General features: G+C 63.2%; 17 protein-coding genes, 2 pseudogenes and 1 riboswitch. Of the genes and pseudogenes, 5 read left to right on the top strand and 14 right to left on the bottom strand.

The window, feature by feature from the left end:
* Positions 1 to 24: 24 nt before the first annotated feature.
* A complete protein-coding gene (locus P3R82_RS02050) occupies positions 25 to 1,353 on the top strand; it encodes an extracellular solute-binding protein (protein ID WP_283192805.1) in 1,329 nt (442 codons plus the stop codon).
* A gap of 72 nt (positions 1,354 to 1,425) precedes the next feature.
* Here P3R82_RS02050 and P3R82_RS02055 read toward each other — a convergent pair whose 3' ends face one another.
* The 5 genes from P3R82_RS02055 to P3R82_RS02075 all read right to left on the bottom strand — a co-directional run bounded on the left by P3R82_RS02055 (position 1,426) and on the right by P3R82_RS02075 (position 8,054).
* A complete protein-coding gene (locus tag P3R82_RS02055; RefSeq protein ID WP_283192806.1) occupies positions 1,426 to 2,094 on the bottom strand; it encodes an HAD-IA family hydrolase in 669 nt (222 codons plus the stop codon).
* A 138-nt stretch (positions 2,095 to 2,232) separates the two neighbouring features.
* On the bottom strand, positions 2,233 to 2,400 hold the full coding sequence (locus tag P3R82_RS02060) for a hypothetical protein (protein WP_165936891.1): 168 nt from the start codon (positions 2,398 to 2,400) through the stop codon (positions 2,233 to 2,235).
* A gap of 130 nt (positions 2,401 to 2,530) precedes the next feature.
* Positions 2,531 to 4,885 carry a cellulose synthase gene (locus P3R82_RS02065; protein ID WP_283193485.1) on the bottom strand — a complete coding sequence of 785 codons (2,355 nt, stop codon included), beginning with the start codon at positions 4,883 to 4,885 and terminating at the stop codon, positions 2,531 to 2,533.
* Positions 4,882 to 5,934, bottom strand: a complete 1,053-nt coding sequence (locus tag P3R82_RS02070; RefSeq protein WP_283192807.1) for a glycosyl hydrolase family 8 — start codon at positions 5,932 to 5,934, stop codon at positions 4,882 to 4,884. Before P3R82_RS02070 ends, P3R82_RS02065 begins: the two co-directional genes overlap by 4 nt.
* Positions 5,931 to 8,054, bottom strand: coding sequence for a cellulose biosynthesis cyclic di-GMP-binding regulatory protein BcsB (locus tag P3R82_RS02075; RefSeq protein ID WP_283192808.1), 2,124 nt, complete (start codon positions 8,052 to 8,054; stop codon positions 5,931 to 5,933). Before P3R82_RS02075 ends, P3R82_RS02070 begins: the two co-directional genes overlap by 4 nt.
* 16 nt (positions 8,055 to 8,070) lie before the next feature.
* Between P3R82_RS02075 and P3R82_RS02080 the strand changes: the two genes are divergently transcribed.
* Positions 8,071 to 8,454 (top strand): hypothetical protein, encoded by a 384-nt coding sequence (locus tag P3R82_RS02080; protein ID WP_283192809.1) that lies wholly within the window; start codon positions 8,071 to 8,073, stop codon positions 8,452 to 8,454.
* A gap of 52 nt (positions 8,455 to 8,506) precedes the next feature.
* On the opposite strand, the gene bcsA is transcribed toward P3R82_RS02080, so the two are convergent.
* Together bcsA and bcsN are read right to left on the bottom strand one after the other, a co-directional pair.
* On the bottom strand, positions 8,507 to 10,696 hold the full coding sequence (bcsA, locus tag P3R82_RS02085) for a UDP-forming cellulose synthase catalytic subunit (protein WP_283192810.1): 2,190 nt from the start codon (positions 10,694 to 10,696) through the stop codon (positions 8,507 to 8,509).
* Positions 10,697 to 10,755: 59 nt separating this feature from the next.
* Positions 10,756 to 11,755: pseudogene (gene bcsN, locus P3R82_RS02090) on the bottom strand (cellulose biosynthesis protein BcsN).
* A 700-nt stretch (positions 11,756 to 12,455) separates the two neighbouring features.
* On the opposite strand from bcsN, the gene P3R82_RS02095 reads away from it, so the two are divergent.
* On the top strand, positions 12,456 to 13,640 hold the full coding sequence (locus tag P3R82_RS02095) for an efflux RND transporter periplasmic adaptor subunit (protein WP_283192811.1): 1,185 nt from the start codon (positions 12,456 to 12,458) through the stop codon (positions 13,638 to 13,640).
* On the top strand, positions 13,640 to 16,792 hold the full coding sequence (locus P3R82_RS02100) for an efflux RND transporter permease subunit (protein WP_283192812.1): 3,153 nt from the start codon (positions 13,640 to 13,642) through the stop codon (positions 16,790 to 16,792). Before P3R82_RS02095 ends, P3R82_RS02100 begins: the two co-directional genes overlap by 1 nt.
* Positions 16,793 to 16,924: 132 nt before the next feature.
* Here P3R82_RS02100 and P3R82_RS02105 read toward each other — a convergent pair whose 3' ends face one another.
* The 7 genes and pseudogenes from P3R82_RS02105 to P3R82_RS02135 form a co-directional block, all read right to left on the bottom strand.
* Positions 16,925 to 17,179 carry a DUF982 domain-containing protein gene (locus P3R82_RS02105; RefSeq protein WP_283192813.1) on the bottom strand — a complete coding sequence of 85 codons (255 nt, stop codon included), beginning with the start codon at positions 17,177 to 17,179 and terminating at the stop codon, positions 16,925 to 16,927.
* Between the two features lie 322 nt (positions 17,180 to 17,501).
* Entirely contained in the window at positions 17,502 to 17,726 is a 225-nt protein-coding gene (locus P3R82_RS02110) for a hypothetical protein (protein ID WP_183900901.1), read from the bottom strand.
* A 176-nt stretch (positions 17,727 to 17,902) separates the two neighbouring features.
* Positions 17,903 to 18,106, bottom strand: a complete 204-nt coding sequence (locus P3R82_RS02115) for a hypothetical protein (protein WP_018898056.1) — start codon at positions 18,104 to 18,106, stop codon at positions 17,903 to 17,905.
* A 244-nt stretch (positions 18,107 to 18,350) separates the two neighbouring features.
* Entirely contained in the window at positions 18,351 to 19,322 is a 972-nt protein-coding gene (locus tag P3R82_RS02120) for an ABC transporter substrate-binding protein (RefSeq protein WP_283193486.1), read from the bottom strand.
* A gap of 65 nt (positions 19,323 to 19,387) precedes the next feature.
* Positions 19,388 to 20,177, bottom strand: a pseudogene (locus tag P3R82_RS02125) (ABC transporter ATP-binding protein).
* Complete coding sequence (locus tag P3R82_RS02130; protein WP_283192814.1) at positions 20,174 to 20,998, bottom strand: ABC transporter permease; 825 nt, start codon at positions 20,996 to 20,998, stop codon at positions 20,174 to 20,176. The pseudogene P3R82_RS02125 and the gene P3R82_RS02130 overlap by 4 nt, the downstream one beginning before the upstream one ends.
* Positions 20,999 to 21,033: 35 nt before the next feature.
* On the bottom strand, positions 21,034 to 21,642 hold the full coding sequence (locus tag P3R82_RS02135) for a YkoF family thiamine/hydroxymethylpyrimidine-binding protein (RefSeq protein ID WP_283192815.1): 609 nt from the start codon (positions 21,640 to 21,642) through the stop codon (positions 21,034 to 21,036).
* Positions 21,635 to 21,745: riboswitch (TPP riboswitch) on the bottom strand. Its footprint overlaps the gene before it by 8 nt.
* 308 nt (positions 21,746 to 22,053) lie before the next feature.
* Between P3R82_RS02135 and cysP the strand changes: the two genes are divergently transcribed.
* Complete coding sequence (gene cysP / locus P3R82_RS02140; protein WP_183900897.1) at positions 22,054 to 23,040, top strand: thiosulfate ABC transporter substrate-binding protein CysP; 987 nt, start codon at positions 22,054 to 22,056, stop codon at positions 23,038 to 23,040.
* Positions 23,041 to 23,053: the final 13 nt, after the last annotated feature.

The following is a 23,053-nucleotide window of genomic DNA, read 5'->3' on the forward strand; positions in this document are numbered from 1 at the left end:
AGCCCCGAAGAGGAGGAGAAGGGCATGACACATACATTGAGGAAATACATGCTGGCGGCGGCGTCGGTGATCGCGCTTGCCGGCGCGTCAACGCCGGCCTTCGCCGCCACGGAGCTTACCGTGCAACGTTTCTTTGGGGCCTGCGATGCCGATTGGGGCACCAACACCGATGTCAGCAAGGCCGTCGGCGAGTGCGGTATCATCACCTCGCTGATCAACAAGTTCAACGCCGACAATCCCGATGTGCGCGTGACCGTGACCACGGTCGAATGGCCGGGCTACGACCAGCTCACCGCGCAGTTCGCCGCGGGCGATCCGCCCGACATCGTCACCATCCACCAGTCCGTGCTTGCCGACTACCAGAGCAAGGGCCTGATCATGCCGCTCGACGACGTGCTGAAGTCCGTAGGCGTCGCGCCGACCGACTTCACCGAAGCCAGCCTCGGCGGCGTGACGAAGGAAGGCAAGATCTACGGCCTGCCGATCGACAACTGGACCATGCTCTACCACATCAACATGGACCTCTTCAAAAAGGCCGACCTCGTCAACGCCGACGGCACGCCCAAGCTGCCGACCAGCCCGGAAGAGCTTCTGGCACAAGCCAAGCAGTTCCGCGAAAAGACCGGCAAGCCCTACTTCGTCCAGAACCTCGCCAACGAAGTCGCGCTCTACACGCGCAACCTCTATACCTACCTCTTCCAGCAGGATTCCAACTTCTTCGCCGATCCGAAGCAGGTGAAGATCAATACGCCCGAGGCCAAGAAGGTCCTCGAGATGTACAAGGCGATCTATGACAACGGCGATACGGTCAAGGACCTCGACTACGCCGCCAGCATCAACGCGTTCCTGGCCGGCGAAGGCGGCGTGCAGCTGAACGGCACCTGGGTGATCGGCGACTACAATGCCTCGTCCGAGACAGCGGGCACGGCGCTCAACAAGGGCGGCTATGCCGTCTATCCGTATCCGCAACTCTTCCCGGGCAAGAAGGCGCAGTATGCCGACGGCCATAGCTGGGCTGTGTCGCAGAAGGACCGCTCCGAGGAGGAGGTCGCCGCCATCGGCAAGTTCCTGAAGTTCTTCCGCGACAACGATTTCGACTGGTCGCGCACCGGCCATTTGCCAGCCGTCAAGGCGGTGCTCGATTCCAAGGAGTTCAAGGCGCTGCCGCACCGCGACACGATCTCGGCGATCGCGACGCTCGGCACCCCGCTGCCGCCGACCGTTCAGCGCCAGTTCGCGATCCAGGACATTATCGGCCAGGAGATGAGCGCTGCTATCACCGGCCAGAAGGAAATCGATGCGGCGCTTGCCGACATGGAGTCACGCATCAACGATTTGCTCGCCAACATCTAAGGCTCACTCTCTCCCGAGCCGAAGAGCAGATGCCCGCCGCAGGTCTCGCGGCGGGCATTTTCAGTCCGTGTATTACTTGCGGAGGCCGACCTTGCCGTCCTCGTAGATCCGAACGCGGACGTCCTCGTAGGAATGAAGCGTCGGATGCGAGGTCTCGAGATCGTGGTGCTGTGTCGCCGTGATGACCAGGACATCGGAACCGGCTGCTTCTCCGGCCAGGATGCCTGCCTGCACGTCCTCGAACACCAGGCATTCGCTCGGGCTGAAGCCCAGGCGTTCGGCGCCCAGGATGTAGCATTGCGGATTGGGCTTGCCGACCTCGACGTCCTCGGCGGTCACGATGAATTTCGGTATCGGCAGGCCGGCTGCCTCCAGGCGCTTGTGCGCGAGCCGAAGCGGCGACGAGGTGACGATCGCCCAGCGGTCGCTCGGCAGCGCGGCCAGGAATGCCGCGGCACCAGGCAATGCGAAAACACCCTCGACGTCGTTGATCTCCGCCTCGGTGATGGCAGCGGCCTCGGCGACCGGATCGACGCCGGGCAGGTTCAGCTTGGCGATGGTATCGACGCCGCGCGCGCCATGCATCGTCGGCAGGAAAGCCTCGACATCGAGCCCCTGCCGCGCGGCCCATGCGCCCCAAACGCGCTCGGCGGCCAGAAGAGAGCTAAGGATCGTGCCGTCCATGTCGAAAAGGAAGGCGGAGTAGGGGCGGTCGAAGCAGGAAGGCGTGGTATCCGGCAATGGACGAGCTTTCTCATCTGTGACGGGCAAACGCACTCGCCCATCTTCTTTCTCGGCAGCCGGGATAACCGATCCGCCCGGCTATTGAAACCACCCGACACGAGAAAATACCAGCCCACGTCGCCCCGCAAGCACCGGTCAGTGGAGATCCAGGCTGAGCTGCTGGCCCTTGATCTTGGGGAGCGGCAGGCCGATTTCGATCTTGCCGAAGACGCGGCGTCGTCGTTCGGCATCGCGCTCTCGCTCAGCGCGCGACGCGGCCACGACCGCCAGTGCGTTTGCTATGACTTCCTCAGTTCTGGTCATACGCTTACCTCGCTATTTGTTCTTGTTATGTTCTATTTTTATGAGAACGTCAAGAGCAGCCAGCTTGGGCGCGTTTCGGCAAGGATTGGCTGCGCTGGCGGGCCAGACGCATCGACCGGATTCTGGATGACTATTGCTTTGCTTCGGGGTGCGTCGCGGCCTTCAGGTCGGCGAGGCCACGATATCCATCCCTGCTGCCGACGGATGCCGCGGCATTGAAGATGCGCTCGGCGTCTCCATACATCTGCAGGTTCAGGTAGCTGTAGCCCCTGAGCACCATCAGATCGATGCGTTCCTGCTGCAATTGCGCGCGCTGATCGAGATAGACGAGCGTCTCGCGATAGCGCTTGGCGGAGAAGGCGGCAAGGGCCCGGTCGGCGAGGATGGAAACCTGCAGTTCCGCCGCCCGCTGGCGGGTCTGCGGCGCCTTGGTCGCCGCGACGGCGGCATTGTTGGACAGCCCGGCGCGCAGATAGGCGAGGCTTTGACCGTAGGCTGCGTCTTCGCGGACCTTGCGTGTCGGGCTCGCGAGCGCGGCCTCGAAGGCTGCAACCGCTTCCATCGGCCGGTTCAGGTCCATCAGGCACCAGCCGCGGGTGAGCGCGCTTTGAGGATCGAGCAGCCGCGCATCGACCGTGGTCGAGCAGCCGCGTGGCTGGCGGGCGCCGCGCGAGACGGAAGCGGACGGCATGGGCGAACGGGCCACGTCCGCCTGTCTTGGCAGGGGGCGCTGTGCTGGAGCAGCCACGGCCACCACGGGAGCGGGCTCGGCGATCACCTGAGGTTGGTAGCTCTGCGCCTGTGGCGTCTGCAACTGTTGCGGCTGAAGCTGCGGTGCCTGACCAGGCGCGGGAAGCGGCGCCTGCGTCGGCGGTGTCAGCGACGAGGTCTCGCCCAGTCTGGCGATGCGCTCCGAGCGCCCGGCCCAGAGCCGCTGCACTTCCGCGACGCCACGGCGGTCGTTCAGCTGTTCGCGCGTAATCACCAGGCCGTAGGCGGACGGTTCGTCATCCGGCTTCCAGCGCAGCGCGGTCTCGAACCAGCGCGCCGCCGTCTGTGGCTGATTGAGAGAGCGCGCATACCAGCCGAATTGCTGTGCCGTCGGAACGTATTTCTGCGCGATGATTTCGGTTGCGATGCGGCTCAGCACGTTTTCGGCGATATTCGCCGGCGGCTGCAGCGCCATCAGGTTGGCGGTGGCGGCGAGATAGGTGGCGGTGGCATCCTTGGAGTCGCCGCGCCACTTGTACATGACGTCTTCCGCCTCCTGCTCCTTCTTCCCGGCGATCAGCGTCAGCGCCAGCCCTTGCGATGCGCTGGCCGAATCCTCCTTTGCGCGTCCGGCGCGGAACCACTTTTCCGCTTCGGCGTAATTCTCGCGGCGAAGATGATACCAGCCCAGCAGAAGATCGTCCGACGCCAGCCCCTGCGTCTCGGCCAGCCGCTGCACCAGCGTCAGATAGTTGGGCGAGACGGCAAGGTCGGGATTGGCATTGCCGGCGGCGACGAAATTGCGGGCGAGGTCGCTACGGATGCTGTCGAATTCGCGTCCGCCATTTCCATCGGGCCGCTCCAGACCGAGCAAGACCTGCATCGGCGCATATGGCAGCAGACCGGACGCCTTCTGTACCGTGGCCAGCCGCTCCTGCGGGTTGGTGCAGGTTTTCAGAATGTAGCTGTAGGCATCCTGCGCGCGCGGCATGCGGTCGGTCCGGGCGAAGGCCTCGGCCACGCGCCAGAGCACGTCTATGTCGGCGCAGGTGAGCAGGCTCGGCGTCGCCGCGCCGATCTGCACGACGGTCGTATATTGTTTCAGATCGGAGGCGTTGACGAGCCGCGCGCGCGCTTCCGCCACGTCCAGCCGGTCGAGCAGGTCGGCCGGCGGCTGCCAGCCGGTTTCCGCTCCCTGGCGGTCGGCGATCGACTTGCGAAGCTCGGCGTAGCGGCCTTCGGAATAGAGCTGCCACATGGCTTCGAGCTGCTTGTCACCGCTCTGGGGAACGGCGAGCGGATCGGCCGGAGGGACCCAGTTCGGATAGAGCGCCTGAAGTCGCGATATCTCGGCCTGCAGTCGCGCCTTGTCGCCGCGGCTCGCGAAATAGCGAAGCGCGCTCTCGTCCACCTTCGGCGCGGCCGGTTGGGCGCTCGAAGGGGTGGGGACGGGTCGCTGTACGGCCGGCTGTTGCGGCTGCGCCTGGGCGACCGCATCTGGCTGCGGCGAGATCGCTTCGGTCTGCGGCTGCGAATTAAACGGGGCCTGGGCGCTTGCCTTTGCCTGTATCTCCTCGGCGATCGTCTGCATGTCCATCGCCGGCTGCCTCGCCGGGCCGTCGGGACCGGTGATCCGTCCCATCAGCATCAACTGAGGCGTCGCCGTGGGTTCACCGAGGCCGAGCATCTCCTGAATGGCGGCGCGATCCTTCAGCGCGGTGACAAGACCTGCCACCACGACTGCGACCGACACTGCGACAAGCGAGGATTTCAAAGGCACTCTGGATATTTCTCCGCGACGAACGCCAACCCCAGAAGCTGAAGGGTCGACGGATAATAGAGCGATGGCGCGAACTGCCGGGACGACGCGGGCAGCTTCGTTCCTTGTGCTACACAGGCCACAACATCGTTAACAATTCGATAACCAGCGTCGTCAAGTGATTGTTTCGGCTGGCCAGTTTTCAAGTCTATCGTCGCCGGTGCTCCATCGCCGGCGGTCATTCCCGACGACAATCGTAAAAGCATTTCCTTGTCCGAAACTCCCGCCCTGGCGAGATAGAGCGGAATCCGGATGGCGTTGTAGCCGAACTCGGCGTCGAACCCCTCGGCCGGCTGCGGCTGGCGGCGCAGGCTCACCCAGTCGGCCGGCAGCTTGCGCGGTCCGAACTGCATGGAGCGGAGCAATGTCAGCCCGTCCTCTGTGAGCGCATTCCATGCGTCGGATGGAGCAAGCAGGGCCATGATGGGAATGGCCTCGTAAATCCAGTAGGATGGATTGATGACCGGCCCGTCTTGGCGCCCGGCGGCGTCGAAACCCTCGACGCCGGGGAGCAGGATCGTGCGTCCGCCCGATTTGACGACGGCATTGGCCAGAAGCGCCTTCGCTATCCTGGCGGCCGCTTCAATGTAATCATTGTTTTTCCAAGCCGAGCCCGCCAGCGCCAGCGCATAGGCGATCAGCATGTCGCCATCGGATGCATTGTTGGCATCGGTGACGTGCGGCTTGGCTGATGGGTCCCACTTCCAGACGGCGAGGCCGTCGTCGCGCAGCAATAACTCGGTACGGGTAAAATACCAGATCTGCTCGAAATCGGCCTGGTTGTTGGCGAGATAGGCGAGCCACAACCCGTAGCCCTGTCCCTCGCTGTGGCTGATATTGCCGTTGGCGTTGTCTATGATCCGGCCGGTGGGGTCGAGGAACTTGGCCTTGTAGGCGCTCCAGGCGGCCGCGTCGATCCTGGCGGTCTGCGCGGATGCGGGCTGGCTCCAGCCGAGCAGCGATGCGATCGCCGCGGCGACCAATATCGTCAGCCAGCCCCTCATTCGCGCCGACCCAGTCTTCCCAGCATGCCGGCGGTGGCAACGCCGATCAGCAGCGACAAGGCCACGAGAAGAACCGCATAGGACAGGACATTGGTCGACAACCAGTTCGCCGCGATCAGGCGGTAATTGGCAAGCGTCCAGGTCTCGGTCTTGACGAAATCGAACCGGGTGACGGGAACCGTGTCGATCTTGCCCGTGGCGGCGGAATAGGTCGTGACGTGCCCGGCGATCAGCGGCCAATTTTGCTGCGCCGTCATGGCGTTCGCGCCTTCCCTGAGATCCTTCGCGGAGGGAGCGGTGACAACGGTCCATGTGGCGTCGCCGGAAGTGCTCGCGCCTTGTGCGATCATGAAGCTGTTGGTGTTTGAGGGCGTGAATACCTTTTCGGCGCCGGGCACGAATTGCAACGAACTCAGCGAGATGTCGAAGTTGCGCCGCAGCCATTCCTGGAACGAGGTGATCTGGCCCTGCCAGACGCCGCCGCTGACCCTGGAGCGCCACTCGTCGAACATCACGTTGGTCTCGCTGGGCGTCGTCTGTGTCGCGGCCAGCGGTCTCCAGGTCGCCTGGCTCGTGGTCGCGATATTGAGCTGCGACAGCACTGCCTGCGGCATTTGCGAGATGGAGCCGATGAATATCGCGTCACGTTCGCCGATCGCGCCCGGCGAGGCGGCCGGTTCGACATCGAGCGGCCGGCCGGCCATCAGAGCCATCTGGCCGAGCAGGGTCGCGGTGGCCGATAGCGTGTCGGCGTCGACGCGGTCGATGAAGAGCGGGGTGGGCGAGGCGGCGCGGCTGTAGGGATAGCCGGTTCCCGCGAGCGCCGCGAGGTTCGGACGCTGGCCGACGCGGGCGAAATCCGGCATGCGAAACTCGCTCGTGTCGAAAAGCGCGAAGCGCGGCCCCGCGCCCGCGGCGGTTCCCGGCACGCACACATTGTCCTCTTCCGTCCGCAGGATCGTCTCGATCGATACCGAGTTCAGACCGGGCTTGAAGTGGCGCATCGTCACGCGAATAGGCAGATGACGATAGATGCCGCCGCCTTTGGCGGTGATCGGCAAGGTCGATGCGATGTTGCCATTGACGTAGACATCGATCTGGCTGCCCGGCAGCACGCTCTGCGTATAGGCCGCATCGAGCAGCACGGTCGCCTCGCCATAGGCATTGGCGTAGAAATCGGCCGGGACGGCGATGTTGAAGGTGGTGCGGAAGCGGCGTCCAGAGAATTCCGTCGACTTCACGCCCAGCTGGGAGAAGGCAATCGTCCTGTCGGAGAAGATCAGTGGTGCATCCGGTGCGGTCCAGCGCTGTGTCGCCAGAGCATCGCGACGAACCGTTACGGCGCGGTCGGTGGTCGAGACGATCGTCTCGATCGCGGTGGAGATCGCCGGCCAGGACGGTCCGGTTATCAAGAGCACGGTCTGGCCGGAGCGCGGGTCGGTCGCGAAGGTCGCGAGCGGAGCCGTCTGCGCGGCAACCGGTACGGCAAACAGCGGCTGCAGTTCGCTCGGCGTCCCGACCACGACCGTCATCCGTCCCGGAGATGACGCGGGCAAAGAATTCGTGGTGAAGGACACGGTCTGGTTCGGCATGCCGCTCAAGATCGAAAGGCCCTGCGCCAGTCTGAGCAACGGCTTGGTGGTCCCGGGCTGCTCCAGCGCCGGCACGACGAAATTGAACGCCGTCTGTCCCGCGCCATCAACGCCGATCGCGCGTATGGCGTCCGTGCTCGAGAATTTCGCGGTCTCCTCGCCGACGAAAGTCAGATAGGTCTGCGCCGGGTCGATGTCGGACCACAGCTCATACGTGGATTGCACGCTGCAATCGGTGCGATGGCGTTGTGTCGCTTCGATCGTCAGGAGGTTGGCGCCCGGCTGCAGCAAGCGCGGCGGCACGCTGAAGGAGACGGTCGACGAGCCATCCGAAGAGCCGACCGGCTGCTGTCCGATCACCCTGTTGTTGATCAGGATCGCGAACTGCGAGCTCTCGGGCGCGACGACGATCGCATTCTGGTAGCTGAAGTTGAAGGTCGCCTGCGCTGCCGCCTGCTCCGGCGTCAGATAGACAGACCACGATCTGCGGTCATACTCGCCGTCGAGCCCGAGCTTCGCGAAAGGCACGACATAACGCCGTGATGTGCCTGGCGGCAGAGCGGGCGAAGCCGCCGCGGGCGCCGAACCGACGGATGCCTCGGTCGGTGGCGCTGGCCTCTGTGCCGCGGGTGCAGACGCAGGTGCTGGCTGTACCGCCGCTGGGGCCGCGTTTTGCTGGGGCGAAGATGACGCGGGCTGTTCGGCCGCTGGCGCCGGCGCGGGCGGCGTGACGGCAAATGGCTGGATCGGCTGCATCGGCGCGGGCGGGGCCACGGGTGCGGGCGTGACCGGCGCGGAAGGCGGCGCGGCGCTGGTCGACGGCGCAGCCGAAGCAGGCGGTGTCGCCGGCAGCGTCAGGCGGGGAATGGCGGGCGCAGCTTCCGGCGGACGTTCGCCCGACATGTCGAAGGGCGTCGTCTGCGCGTAAGCCAGGGCCGAGGCCGCGAGGAGAAAAGCAAGGCTCGTGGCGATCTTCCGCATCAGCCGTTCACCTTCGAGACCTGCCGTTGCTCTTCGCGCTCGGGCCGCATGCTGCGGAAGAAATAGACGAGGCCTCGGCTCGTTTGGTAGAAGGCAAGCCCGACGAACCAGATCGTGCCCCGGATCAGGCCGGGGTTGCGGCGCCGGCCCTGCTGGAACTGCGTCCACTGAGCCGAATTCGCGAACATCAGGTCGGCGATCAGTCGGTGGTCCAGCGCGCTCTTGGGAGCATACTGACAGCCGACGGCAAGCAGGCCCTCCGTCGGCTGGATGTTGCGCACGACCAAAGGCAGCGTCTCCAGCTCGGCGCCGCTGAACGGACGGAAGCGCACTTCGCCTTCGACGCCGACCAGCGACTGTTCCAGCTGCTTGTCGAACACATGCAAGCGGGCGCCATGCACCGACACGTCCTCGATCGAGGCCGTATACCACTTGCCGTTGATGCCGAACTCCGCCCGGCGGTTGACGCGCACGCGGCGCGACGACGCGCGTTCGCCGCGTTCCGACACGACGCCGAGCGCGCAGCCGGCCATGATCAGGTTGATCAGGTTCCAGCCGCCGACGACGAGCGTGACATCGGCCTTATAGGGCTCGGTATAGATGCGATAGACGGTAACGATAAGCGCGATGATCTGCACGGCGAAGATGACGAAGAACGGACGGCTGATTTCCGACAGTCGGCTGACGGCGATCGACTCGTCCTTGGCGGTCACCTTGAAGGTCGGCTTTCTCGGGTTGAGCATGACCGAGATCACCGCCGGCAGCAGATGCACCGTCTGCACATACTCGTAGAGCTCGGAGATCCACGGCCAGCGGAACGAACCGTAGAGGTAGTTCTGCATGATGAGGTTCACGAGCATGTAGGCCAGCGTATAGGCCAGGAACTCGCCACCGGAGGCGGTGAAGATCTCGAGATCGAAGAAGAGGTAGAACAGCGGCGCGAACAGGAACACCGTGCGCGGGAAGGGGAAGAGCCAGAAGAGCGTGGACGACATGTAGCAGAAGCGCTGCGGGAGCGTCAGCCCGCGCTTGAGCAGCGGGAAACGGAACCTGAGGATCTGCATCATCCCCTGGGCCCAGCGGCTGCGCTGGCCGATGAAGCTCGCGAAGGTCGCCGGCTGCAGACCGGCGATCAATGGTTTGTCGACATAGATGCTGTTCCAGCCGCTTCCATGCAGCGCCAGCGCCGTCTCGCAATCCTCGGTGATGCTGATGCCACTGAAGCCGTTCTGGGATTCCAGCGCCTTGCGGCTGAGAACCGCCGCCGAGCCGCAGAAAAAGGCCGCGTTCCACTTGTCGAGCCCGCGCTGAATGATGCCGTAGAACATCTCGTTCTCGCTCGGCATGTTGTCGAAGGTGCGCAGATTGCGCTCCAGCGGATCGGGATTGATGAAGAAGTGTGGCGTCTGAACCAGAAAGAGCTTCGGATCGTCGTCGAAATAGCCGACGGTCTCGAGCAGGAAGTCGCGCGCCGGAGCGTGGTCGGCATCGAAGACGGCGATCAGCTCGCCGGTCGAATGCTGCATGCCGTTGTTGAGATTGCCGGCCTTGGCGTGCTCGTTGCGCTCGCGCGTGAGGTAACGCACGTCGATTTCCTCGCAGAGCTGCTTGAGCTCGTTGTGACGCGCGACGGCCGCCTGGGCCTCCAGCAGCTTGTTCGAATTGCGCTTCTGCACCGTCCCGCCGTCATCGAGCAGCCAGACGGTCAGCTTGTCGGCGGGATAGTCCATCGCCTTGGCGGCCGACAGCGTGTTGGCGAGAAGGTGGGAATCCTCGTTATAGGTCGGCACGAAAACGTCGACATGCGGGAAACGCTGTAGTTTTCCAACGCGTGACGGCCGCGGCGGCAAGGGCGTGGCGACGATGAAAAGGCTGAGCGCCAGCATGGCGACGCTGTACATTTCGGCAAGATAGAGCAGCAGGCCGGGGATGAAGTTCTCCGGCTGGTTGATCGGCGGCAATGTGCTGGTCGTGCGCCAATAGACGTAGCGCAGAACGATCGCCGTGCCGAAGGCGAGCGCGATCAGACGCCACATTCCCTCGCCCTTGAGCCCCTTGATGATCGCCATCACGGCAACCACGGTGATGCTGGCGATCAGCTGCGCCTGCAGGTTCACCGGCAAGGTCACCAGCGTGACCACGCAGATCGCAACCACTGCCCAGATCAAGATGCTGCGGGCCTTATGCATCGGCTTTCCTTCAAAGGCATTGCGCCGGGTACCGTCGCCGGTCCCGGCCTATCTGATCGTCATCTCTGGCAGGCGGCGCTCGCCGTGTTGCCGATGCAGTCGGGCGACGGGACGTTGACCCCACTCGCGGTCATCGTCTGTCGCGGGGCTTGCGGTTGAGCGGATACACTGGTCGTTGCCGGTGCTTCCATAGGCGCTTGCGGCACGTTCTCGGAAAGGTCGGGGCCCGGCACGCGGGGACCGATCGCTTGCGGCAAGATCGGCGCCGCGGCGGCAGGGCGAGCAGCCGCGCGCCGCACCGTCGCGGGGCGCGAGTAAGTCTGCGTCGGCGCCGGCTCGTAGCCGATCGGCATCGACGTTGCGCGATATCCGCCTTCGTCGGGATAGATCGGGCTCCCGGGGCGTCCAAGGGTCGGATCGGCCCCTTGCGTCGTGCCGTAGGGGTTCCAGATTTCGCCATTGAATGTGCCGATGACGGTGTACCCGTACATCACGCCGAGCAATTGGCGCTCGGTCGCGCGCGCATCGCACAACCGCAGGCGCACCTGGATCATTCCGAAATTGCGGGCCTGCGTCTGGTCCGAGCGGCTGGAACGGATCTGCTGCCATCCGTAGATGCATGTGTCTCCGCCGCGGCTGGTGCCGGAGGCATAGCCGAAGGGACCGTAGCTGTTCTGCAGGAAAGTCGTTGAACGCGCCATCCGCACGCCCGGGACGGCGGCAACCATTTCGCGCGCGATGGTGCTCTCGTTGACCATCTTGTAGGAGACGCTGCCCGCCCCGGGATTCTCACCCCCGCCCGCCGAGAAACTGCACTTTCAGGAAATTCTGGCCGGGAACCGAGGACGAGGTAAACAGCGAGATGGATTGATCCACGCCGTTGCCGCGCTTCTGCTCGACGACGCTCACGATCGAGGGGCCACCGGGCGGCGGCAGGACAAGCGCCTTCTCGCTCGCTATGGTTTCAGCGGCGCTTGGTTGTCTGATATTTCCGGTCGATGTGCAGCCGGCGACCAGGCCGACCAACCCCGCAAGGGCCATCAATCTTAGCAAACCCATGTTTCCGATCGCCGCAATCGTATTCCCCTGTATCCGGCACAAATTTGACGCCGGGCCCTCGAATCAACGACCCGACGGCCGTTAATCATTGTAAACGACGGATATGGTTAACCAATCGTTAATTTTGGGATCTCTGGGAGTGCGGTGGCGGCGTTCGTGAACACGAAAAATTGCTTGTGCCGACATGTCGTCGCTCAGGCGATCATGTCCAGGCAACCGACCCGTTGATCTCATGGCATTAGGCTCGACTAATAAGCGCGGTGGAGAGCCCGCTTAGAGCAGGTCGCTGGCGCCGAACCTCAATGTGCGGGGCTGAAAAACGCGCGTTCGTACCCGCCCGGCATCATCAAACAAGCGCTATTCATGAACAGTTTTCATGGCGTCATGCGGATTTCGGCATCTTAACATGTTCCGACCCAGCTGTTACGTAAACGCGATGGCGGAGCGTCTGCTTCCGTCGCGTGTTAAATACGGGATATAAAACGATAAACTGGAAGCAGAGGCGAGATGCCCGGCTGCTTCCTCATGGATGTGCCAAGGTTCCACGAGACAGGCAATCGGCAGGCGAACGTCGCTTCTGCCGGCTGCGGGCGGAGTCTCGAACGGAACATTTCTCAATGGAATCGAGTCTGGCGGAGGGCCAGGGGAGGAGGGAACGAAGGCTGCTCGGTCGATCGAGCACAAGTTAAAGGCGAATATAGTGCAAAATAAAAATCAGCGGCATTTTTCCACCGTTCGTAGTGGGGTGCTTGTAGCGGCTGTATCGATATTCATGTCCTCGGCGGCATTGGCCCAGCAGGCCGCGGCCCCACCGCCTCCTTCAGTCACCACCGTCAGCATCGCCACGAGCTCGGTGCCTCTGAGCTACCAATACGCCGCCCGCATCTCGGCGTTTCGCCAGACGGAAGTACGCGCCCGCGTCAACGGCATCCTTTTGAAGCGCAATTTCGTGGAAGGCGCGCAGGTCAAGGCCGGTGATGTGCTGTTCCTCATGGACCCGGCCTCCTATGAAGCGGCGCTGATGCAGGCGCAGGCCGGGTTGAAGCAGGCGCAAGCGCAGCTCAGCCAGGGCATCCGCGAGGAGAAGCGCAACATCAGCCTCTTCGATCAGAAAGTCGGGAGCCAGAAAAGCCGCGACGATGCTATTTCCGCGCGCGAACTCGCCGAAGCGGCGGTCGCCTCGGCCGAAGCTCAGGTCAAGACCGCCGAGCTCAATCTGGGCTACACCAAGGTGACCGCTCCGATCAGCGGCGTCACGAGCCTGGAGCAGGTTTCCGAAGGCAGCTTGATCAGCTCGGATTCGAGCCTGCTGACCAACATCACACAGCTGGACCCTGTTTACGTCAACTTCTCCTTCTCGGATGCCGAAGCGCGGGAAATCCGCCATCTCATCGATCTGATGAAGAGCAAGGGCCAGGAGCAGAAGCTGCGCGTCAAGCTGACGTTCGGCGATGGCTCGACCTACGGCTCCGAAGGCCTCGTCGACTTCACCTCGGCGACCGTCGACGTGAACACGGGCACCATTCAGGCACGCGCCGTCATCGACAATCCGGATCGTCAGCTCATCCCCGGGCAGTTCGTGCGTGCGACGGTGAGCGGCGTGACCGCCGATTCGGCGATCGTCATTCCGGAGGTGGCGCTGTTGCAGGGCCCGCAGGGCCAGTTCGTCTATACGGTCGGCAAGGATGGCAAGGCGAAGATCAATGCGGTCACGCTCGGCCAGAAGGTCGGCAGCAACTGGATCGTCAATTCGGGCCTCGAGGCCGGTGACCAGCTGATCACCGAAGGCGTCATCAAGGTGCGTCCGGGCTCGGCCGTCAATGCCACGGCTCAAGCGGCCGCGGCCGATGCCGGCAAGGGCACGAAAGAGACGGCAGCCAACTGATGAGTAACAGGTTCTTTATCGACCGCCCGGTTTTCGCGGCGGTCATTTCAATCGTTATCGTGCTTGCGGGCATTCTCGGGCTGCGTGCTCTCCCGATCGCGCAGTACCCGGAGCTTGTGCCGCCACAGGTGGTGGTTACGGCGAACTATCCCGGCGCCAGCGCCGAGACGGTGGCGCAAACGGTCGCCGCTCCGTTGGAGCAGCAGATCAACGGCGTCGAGAACATGCTCTACATGCAATCGACGAACTCCAACAGCGGCACGATGCAGATCACGGTGACGTTCGCGCTTGGAACGAATGCGGACCAGGCGGCGATCAACGTCAACAACCGCGTCCAACGTGCGACATCGACCTTGCCGCAGGAAGTGACGCGTCAGGGCGTCGTGGTCGCGAAGCGCTCGAATTCGATTCTCGGCTTCGTCGCGATGTTTTCGAACAACGCCCAGTATGATCGCACCTATGTCGGCAACTATGCCCTGCTCAACGTGCTCGACGACCTCAAGCGCATCCCGGGCGTGGGTGATGTCAATATTCTCGGCGACATCGACTATTCGATGCGCGTCTGGCTGCGTCCGGACAAGATGGCGCAGTACAATCTGACGCCAAGCGATGTCTCGACGGCCATCCAGGAGCAGAACTCGCAGTTCGCCGCCGGTCGCTTCGGCGACCAGCCAAGCGCCAGTGGCGAGCCTTTCACCTACAGCGTCACCACGCAGGGCCGGCTCGCCGATCCCGAGGCGTTCGGCGACATCATTCTGCGCTCCAACAGCAACGCGGCCACCCTGCGGTTGAAGGACGTCGCCCGTGTCGAGCTCGGCACCAAGAGCTATGCGGTGACGAGCAGTCTCAACGGCATCCCGGCCGTGCCGATCGCCGTCTATCTTCAGCCCGGAGCGAATGCGCTGGCCACCATGCAGGCCCTGTCGACGCGTCTGGAAGAGCTGAAGAAGTCCTTCCCCGACGGTATCGACTACCGCGTGCCATATGACACGACGAAGTTCATTCAGGTCTCGATCGACGAAGTCCTGCGAACCTTCATCGAGGCGATCGCCTTGGTCGTCATCGTGGTCTTCCTGTTCCTTCAGAACTGGAGGGCGACGCTCATACCTGTCATCGCGGTCCCGATTTCGATCGTTGGCACCTTCGCCGGCATGTACATCCTCGGCTTCTCCATCAACCTGCTGACGCTGTTCGGTCTCGTCCTCGCGATCGGCATCGTGGTGGACGACGCGATCGTCGTGCTCGAGAACGTCGAGCGCCTGATGACCGTGGAGAAGCTGCCGCCCCGGGAAGCCGCGATCAAGGCGATGGGCGAGGTCACGGGTCCGGTCGTGGCGATCGTTCTCGTCCTCTGCTCGGTCTTTATTCCGGTCTCCTTCATGGGCGGCCTGGCCGGGCAGATGTACAAGCAGTTTGCCGTGACGATCGCGATTTCGGTCATTCTGTCGGGGATCGTCGCACTGACGCTGACGCCCGCGCTTTGCGGACTGATCCTGAAGCCCGGCCACCATCAGCCGGCCTTGCCGTTCCGCGTCTTCAACCGCGCGTTCGACCGGATGACGGCAGGCTATACGGCCGGCGTGCGGTTCTTCGTCAAGCGCTTCGCGATCGGCCTTGTTCTCGTGGGAGCGCTCCTGGGCGCGACCGGCTACATGTTCTACACCATCCCCGGTTCGCTCGTGCCCAACGAGGATCAGGGCTGGGTGCTGCAGGTCGCCATCCTGCCGCCGGCCGCGTCTCTGCCGCGCACCAGCGACGTCATGAATCAGGTCGTCACCAATACCAAGGAACTCCCTGGTATCCAGGACGTCTTCGCCGTCTCCGGCTTCGATATCCTCTCCGGCGGTCTCAAGACCAGCGCGGGTGTCTCCTTCATCATCCTCAAGGATTGGAAGGAGCGAACCACGCCGGAGCTCGACGCCCGCAACATGGCCGGGCCGATCATCGGCGCCAACAGCGGCATCAAGGACGGGATGGTGCTGGCATTCAATCCGCCGCCCATTCAGGGGTTGAGCACCACGGGTGGTTTCGAGGCCTATGTCCAGGACCGCGGCGGCAACGGCATCGCCGGTCTCGCCGATCAGGCGGCCCAGCTCGTGGCGGCGGCGTCGAAAAGGCCGGAATTGACCGCCGTGCGAACGACGTTCGATTCCAGCGTGCCGCAATACCGCGCCGATCTCAATCGCGAGAAGGCCAAGGCGCTCGGTGTTCCGATCAATACCGTCTTCGATGCCATGCAGGCCACCTTCGGCAGCCTCTATGTCAACGACTTCACGCTCTATGGCCGCAACTACCAGGTCAAGCTGCAGTCGGAGGACGCGTTCCGCCAGTCGCCGCAGGATCTTCGTCAGGTCTTCGTGCGGTCCGACAGCGGCGCCATGATCCCGCTCGACGCCCTGGTCAACGTCACACGCATCATCGGCCCGGATCAGGTCGAGCGCTTCAATGCGTTCAACTCCGCCAAGATCACCGGCAATCCTGCACCCGGCTATACGTCCAGCGATGCGATCAAGGCATTGCAGGAGGTCGCGGCCGAGACCTTGCCGGCAAGCTACCAGATCGCCTGGACTGGCTCGGCCTACCAGGAGCTGGCGGCCGGCGGCGCCGGAACGCAGGCGATGATCTTCGGCATCATCATGGTGTTCCTGATCCTCGCCGCGCAATACGAGAAGTGGACGCTGCCGCTCGCAGTCATCACCGCCATTCCGTTCGCGTTGTTCGGCGCGTTGCTGGCAACGATGCTGCGCGGACTGACCAACGACGTCTACTTCCAGATCGGCATGGTGACGCTGATCGGTCTGGCCGCCAAGAACGCCATCCTTATCGTGGAGTTCGCGGTCCTGAAGCGCCAGGAGGGCATGAGCGCCGGCGAGGCGGCGATCGAGGCGGCCCGCCTGCGTTTCCGTCCGATCGTCATGACGTCGCTGGCGTTCATTCTGGGTGTCGTGCCGCTCGCCATCAGTTCCGGCGCGGGCTCGGCCAGCCGTCACGCCATCGGAACCGGCGTCATCGGCGGCATGCTCGCGGCGACGTTCATCGCGACCTTCTTCATCCCGATGTTCTACCGCCTGATCGCTTGGAAGGCGCCGAAACCCGCCAACAGCGCAAAGGCGGTTCCCGGCGGCGATCCGGCGATCGTTCCCGGCGAATAACGACGGCCTTTTCAACCAACGGGCCGGCGTGGACATCATGTCCACGCCGGCCCGAGCCATTTCTGGGGTGGAGCGGAGGTGCAGCGGCTATATGCGGATATAGGCACCGAGTATTGAGCGCAGCCCAGGCGCTTAGAGCGGAACAGGCGTCGCGGGCACCACGTCGTATGGCACCTTGGCCTCAACGGCCGCGGCGATAAAGGCGAGGCGCGCATCTTCAGGCGATGCCTTGCCGATCGCGACCCCGTCACACACTTCCAGAGCGGAAAAGTAGGCTTTGCCTTCCGAGACCGGCCATGCGGTAAAAAGCAGTCTGAGCGCTTCACGGGTACTGGTGACCGTATGGACGGCGCCGCTCCGCCTGCAGGCAACCAAAACGGGGATCATCCATGGTCTCGTATCCAACGCCCTATACCCCTCGAAGCACAATCCCTTTGTGGCGATCCGTGCAACGGTGACATGCCTCTCTTAACATATAGTAAGTTCCTTATGCGTCAGGCGCGGACGCCGACAGCAACGCACAAGAAAAAACCCGGTGCGAGGGGCTGCACCGGGCTTTTGGTTGGATTGCATTGGGCTTGCTGATCCAGCAACGCGGATTTCAATACGTTGCGCAGATAAAACCCGTGAGGCACGGAAAGGTTCCCTAAAGAATATCGGGCGCGCCATTCTTGCCGGTCTTTCGGGCTGGAGATCAACGACTGAGCCGCTATTCCTCGGCAACGCCGTTCATCAGGCCGTCGAATACTTCAATCATGGCATCGGCGATCGCCTGTCCAAGCGCGTTGCCGGCCTGACCGATCTCGGTGTCGTCCATATCTCGCGCCGCAAGCGCAAGCGCCGTCCCCTGTTCGCTGACGATCAGCTTGGCACGCTCGATCGCCCAAAGCGAAAAGTCGTTGCGGTTGTCGATCGTTACGGTTTCCGGTTCCATGGCCACATCCTCTGCTTCGCTTGCGCGTTCATTAGCCTCTTTGCCGGGAATCTTTAAGCACAATCGTCGATCTGGCCAATTGCTTGCGGAAACGGTGCAGGGAAGATCGCCGGCAATCGGGCTTCGCTTGCCGCACTTGCAACAACAGAGTGCACCAAATGACGACAGTCTAACCTTTAGTTGGGATCGAGGTTTTTCATGCCGCGGCGCGTATGCCGCAGTTCAACGATCTGGCGCATCTGTGCCAGTCTAAGTTCCAGCGCCGTCCTGTCCATCGAAGGAGGCAGCTTGCTGAGTTCATCCGCAAGGATATCAATCTCCTTGAGGAGGAACGGTAGATCGAAACCTTCATGTTCCATGTTTTCCGCCATGCCATTCATGCAAGCGATTCTTGCCTGCATCGATTTACATGCTTCGCTGTCACGGCTAGGCGAGTCTCGTTCAACGTTCTTAATATCCAATAAACTATAGCCAGCATCGTCCCGAAATGACACCTGATAGTGCCAAGAGAGCATGATCGCACGCGCTTTGCTACCCGGCCCTTGGTCCGTGTTCAGGAAGGCACGCGGCCAAAGTCACGGCCGCGCGAAGCTACTGATGGAAATTGGCGGCCGATACCGTGCGTCAGGCGGCGTCGAGCGGGGTGTTGGTGAAATAGCGCGAGAAGTCCGGCGCGGCGCCAAGGGGCTTGCCGTCGGCGTCCTTCAGGATTTGCGCCTGGAACAGATAGTCGCCGATCGCCGTCATCTTCGCCGGGTCGATCCGCCCCGTCATGCCGTCCTGTGTGCGGAAGTAGCGCCCGTCGATCAGCGCCTTCAACGAGGCCCGGACCAGCGCGGGGTTGGTCAGTGCGTCGCTATTGGCCGCGATCATGAGATCGACGGCCTCGTCGGGGCGATCCACCGCGAAGTCGTAACCCTTGCGGGTCGCCTGCAGGAAGGCGCGGGCGAGGTCCGGCCTGTCGTCCAGAAATGCCTGGCTGGAGGCGATGAGCGTCGTGTGCTCGTCGGGAACGCCGTAATCCGCATAGCGGAAGGCGCGTTGCTTGACGCCCTCGAGCTCCGCCTGCACGCCTTCCCAGGTGTAGACCTCGAGCGTGAAGTCGACGCTGCCGTTGGCCAGCGCCTGATAGGCGGAGGTGCCGAGTGTCACGGTCTCGAACTCGCCTTTGCCGCCATCGTTGCGGATGAGCGAGCCGATCAGCGCGTTCTCCCAGGCGCTGCCGAAACCGCCATAGGTCTTGCCGTCGAGATCCCTCGGACTGCGGATGTCGTCCCGATTGGCATTGAAGACGAGACGCCCAGTCTCGGTCTGGACGACGGCGTAGGTCGCGACGAGATCGGCGCCGGCGGCGCGCTGGGTCATCAGGCCGATGGAGCCGACAATGCCGAAATCGGCGACATGGTTGGCGACCAGCGTGCCGGCCGAGGTATCCGTATAGGGCAGGATTTCGACATCGAGGCCCGCATCCCGGTAAAGGCCCTTGTCGCGCGCCACGAAGAGGCCGATGTGGTTGGTATTCGGTGTCCAGTCCAGCGCGACCTTGACGGGGCGCTTCTCCTGGCTGCGGGCCGGCCTCGACAGCAGCGGCGACATTGGCAGCGTCAGAGCAAGCCCCGCGGCCGAAGCTAGGGCAGCGCGTCGGGTCAGCATCGGGGTTTTCATGGTGTTTCCTCCATAGTGGTGATTGTGGCGTCGTTCGGGGCATTGAAGAGCGTATCGAGGATGTCGGCCTCGATCTCGGCCGCACGCGCACGCGCCGCGCCGTCCAATATGCGCGGGCGTGGGAGATCGACGGTGATCTCGCGGATGATGCGGGCAGGGCGTGGCGAGAAGATATAGATGCGATCGGAGAGATAGACCGCCTCGCGCACGTCGTGCGTGACGAGAAGCGCTGTCCAGTCGTGTTGCGACCACATCTCGTGCAGCCAGCGCTGCATGCCCGCGCGCGTCAAGGCATCAAGCGCGCCGAACGGTTCGTCGAGCAAAAGCATCGGCTTGTCCTGTACAACGGTGCGCAGCAGCGCCGCGCGTTGCCGCATGCCGCCCGATAGTTCCCCCCGGATAATGCTGTTCGAAGCCATCAAGACCGAATTCGGAGAAAAGCGGCATCACCCGCCGGCGCGCCTCGGCGCGGCTCATGCCCTGCACCTCGAGACCGAGCGTGGTATTGTCGATGATGCGCCGCCACGGCATCAGCGCATCGCGCTGCGGCATGAAGGCGAAGGGACGGACCGCTCCGTCGAGCACGCGACCATCGAAGCGCATGCTGCCTCCGTCAGGACGCCGTGCGCCGGTGAGGAGCTTGAACAGCGTGGACTTTCCCGATCCCGACGGCCCGAGAATGGAGACGAACTCGCCGGGCCTGACCGTCAACGAGATATCCGAAAGGACGGCGGTTTCGTCGTAGCTGCAGGTGACGCGGTCGAGTTCCAGGCGTGGAGCGCTCATCTGGTTCCGCCCTTTCCGCGTCTCGTCCATGGCATGGCCAGGCGTTCGGCTATGACGGTGAGGCCGAAGAGCGTCAGGGTCAGCACGGCGCTGACGAGCACGGCGGCCAGAACCAGGTCGGGCCGAAAGTTGTTCTTGGCGTTCAGCATGTAGATGCCGAGCCCTTTGGCGGCGCCGGCATATTCCGCGAAGATCGCGCCGACCACGGCGTAGGTGATGGATATACGCAGCCCGGCGAAGAAGAAGGGCAAGGCGGACGGCAGGCGCGCGAGCAGGAACTGCTTCCAGCGCGGCGCCCCCATCGAGGCGACCAGTTGCTGCAACTCGTCTTCGGTCGATTGATAGCCCTGGCAGAGCGCCACCAGCATCGGAAAGAAGGTGACAAGCGCGACAAGCAGAATCTTCGGCATCAGGCCGAAGCCGAACCACAGCACGATCAGCGGCGCGATGGCGACCAGCGGCAGCGTCTGGCTGATGATGAAGAGCGGAAACAGCGCCCGACGCAGGGGCTGACAGAAATCGAGCAGCACCGACAGGATGAAGGCCAATGCCAGCGAACAGCCGAAGCCGGCAAGCGTGGCGCGCAATGTCGGCACCACGTTGTCGAACAGGGCCCACCGCGACTGGAAGGTCTGCGCCAGAACGCGCGACGGCGCGGGCAGGGTCGTGGGCGAAATGCCCGACAGGCGCACATAGGCCTCCCAGGCTGCCACCAGAAGGCAGACGGCCACGATGGCCGGCAGCGCCCGGCCGAGGCCGGTACGGATGTGATGGTGCAGGTCGCGAACGACCTGCCATGCGGGCGGACGTGATGTCGACATGGGACCAACCGGTTTGGGCGCGCGCGGTGCGGCGCTTAGCGCTTCGAAGGGCTGTTGGCCGAGACGGTAAGGTCGATCGTCACATGGCCCGCCGGCGGGCCGAAGCGCACCAGCGCCTCGTGCACCGTCGAGAATACGGCACCGGTATCGCCGCGCAGCTTCGTGCAGAAGTTCTTCGATTTCTCGAAGACGCCGGAATTCTTCAGGAAGTCGATGCAGCCATAGATCTCGTCCATGTGGCCGTCGATCCCGAGCGTATAAAGCGAAAACTGCGCTGCCGCTTCCTGGCCGATAACGACTGCGTCCTTGACCGCCTGATGCGCCCGTGCCTTCCGCTCGTCGAGCGGCGCCATCGGGCCGGTCAGTTCAGGCGTCTGGCAGATCGGATCATCAGGCTCCCCGGGGCAGCCGCGCGAGATGGTCGCGTGCAGTACGCAATGCTCGCCACTGCTGGCGGCGGCCGCGAACAGATCGCGCATGGCGGCGAAGACGACGTCGGGCGTGCCGATGATCAGCGTCGAGATGTCGTCCGTCTCGATCCGCAACCGGTCGCGATGGGGATCGAGCGCGGCAAGCGCACGCGTTATGACACCGACGAAATCGTCGGTCATGGGATACAGGGAAATCTGTGCGCCGGAAAACATCGCTCTACCTCGCTCCGCTGGCATTATCCAGATCAGCTTGAGGGTCCACGATCATGCGATCGTATCTCAGCCCCGGCATTACGGAGCACCCCTGTGATGGGTGGGTGATACGTCAAAGGCTGAACGAGCGCAAGAGCAATATCGCGGACCGAAGAGCCATGTCCCCGCAGGGCTTTGTCACCATGGCCTTAAGGGAGGATCGTCTTGGGTCCGTCGGGAAAACATTTTATTAGCAGCAACTTAGGCAGCGGTCATAATATGGTTCACGCATCGCCTGAAGTAAAAGCGCCGCGAAATATGGCGAAAAAGGGACAGAATTTCTAAGCCAGTCGGCAACCGGGGGCAGTGGTTCCTCGCGATCCGGGCGCTGTCAGATTAGTTTCAACGCACAATGAAACACCGGAGCGATAGATGAACCGCCTTCTGATTCTCGGCACAGCGCTTGCCGCCCTTTTCTCCGTTCAGGCGCATGCCCAGGAGCCGACAAAGCTTCTCAACGCATCCTATGACGTTTCGCGCGAGCTTTTCGCTTCCGAGAACGAAGCCTTCATCAAGCAAAATCCGGGCATTACGATCGATCAGTCGCATGCCGGCACGTCCAAGCAAGCGCGCTCGATCATCGAGGGCCTCGAAGCCGACGTCGTTACCTTCAACCAGTCGACGGACATCGATTTCCTCGCGAAGAACGGTTTCGTTTCCAAGGATTGGGCCAAGGCGTTTCCGAACAACGCTTCGCCGTTCTACTCCTTCCCATCTTTCCTCGTGCGCGCCGGCAACCCGAAGAACATCAAGGACTGGGGCGATCTCGCCCGTGACGACGTACGCGCGGTCTTCCCGAACCCGAAGACCTCGGGCAACGCGCGCTACACCTATCTCGCGGCCTACGCCTGGGCCAAGGAAGCCTACAATGGCGACGAAGGAAAGATCGAAGCCTACATCACCAAGATCTTCGACAACGTGCCGGTCTTCGACACCGGCGGCCGCGCGTCGACGACAACCTTCGTCGAGCGCGAGACCGGCGACGTGCTGATCACCTTCGAGGCCGAGACCCGCGGCATCGAGAAGCAGTACGGCTCCGACAAGGTGCAGGGCGTGATCCCGTCGGTCAGCCTGCTTGCGGAATTCCCCGTGGCCGTGGTCGACAAGGTCGCCGCCAAGCATGGCACCGAGGCGCTTGCGAAATCCTATCTCGACTTCCTGTATACGGAGGATGGCCAGCGGATCGCCGCGCAGTTCGGTCATCGCGTTCGCAACGAGAAGGTGGCCGGCGAGTTCAAGGATCAGTTTCCGGCGATCCGCCTTGTCAACGTCAACGATACGTTCGGCGGCTGGGAAAAGATCCAGAAGGAGCACTTCGCCTCCGGCGGCGTCCTCGACAAGCTCTATGGCAGCCGATAACGTTCGGTAACCT

Origin of the sequence: Rhizobium sp. AN80A (genome assembly GCF_030053015.1) — a bacterium.
Classification (GTDB): Bacteria; Pseudomonadota; Alphaproteobacteria; order Rhizobiales; family Rhizobiaceae; genus Rhizobium; species Rhizobium metallidurans.